This is a genomic window from Nocardioides oceani (assembly GCF_030412965.1).
GTDB classification, from domain to species: domain Bacteria; phylum Actinomycetota; class Actinomycetes; order Propionibacteriales; family Nocardioidaceae; genus Nocardioides; species Nocardioides oceani.
The window spans coordinates 1-696 of the sequence record NZ_JAUHJQ010000051.1; the positions used below are offsets into that span (position 1 = coordinate 1).

At 72.8% G+C, this 696-nt stretch carries 1 protein-coding gene; it reads left to right on the forward strand.

All coding sequences use genetic code 11. The features are described 5' to 3' along the window. Positions 1 to 696, forward strand: a 696-nt coding sequence (locus QWY28_RS23240) for a DUF222 domain-containing protein (RefSeq protein ID WP_300955296.1), incomplete at both ends; no start/stop codon positions are given.

Genomic DNA, 696 nt, shown 5'->3' on the forward strand with positions numbered 1-696 from the left:
GAAGGTCCGCGCAGCGGCCACCTCGGACCTGTGGCGGATGTCCGACGACGAGGTCGCCGCCACGCTCCTGGAAGCCACCCGACTCCGCGCCCAGGCTGAGGCGCTCGAGCTGCGGTTGGCCGCGGAGGCCGACCGCCGCCACACCGGGGAACGAGTCGGCGCCACCGACACCGCCTCCTGGTGGGGCCACCAGACCCGGCAGAACCGGCCCGTCGCGAAGTCCCGGATGCGGCTTGCGGAGTCACTCGACCGGCACGCGCCGACCGCGGCTGCGTTGACCGAGGGCGCGATCTCGGTCGACCACGCCCGCGTGATCACGGACTGCGTCGACCGGCTCCCCGACGACCTCGAAGACCCCACGATCCCCGCGCGAGCCGAGCAGCACCTGCTCGCCGAAGCCGCGCACCGCGACCCCAAGGCGCTCGCGACCCTCGCCAAGCACGTCCTCACCGTCGTCGCCCCCGAGATCGGCGAGGCCCGCGACGCCCGCGCCCTCGAACGCGAGGAACGTGAGGCCCGTGCGAACGCCTGGTTCACGATGTGCTCCGACGGCAGAGGGTCGGTTCGGGGGAAGTTCTCCATCCCCGAGCTGCACGGCGCGATGCTGCACAAGATGCTGCTCGCCTTCGCCGCCCCGAAGCACCAAGCCGCCACCAAGGACGCAGCCGAAGAGCCCGAGGTCGAACGGCGCCCCTC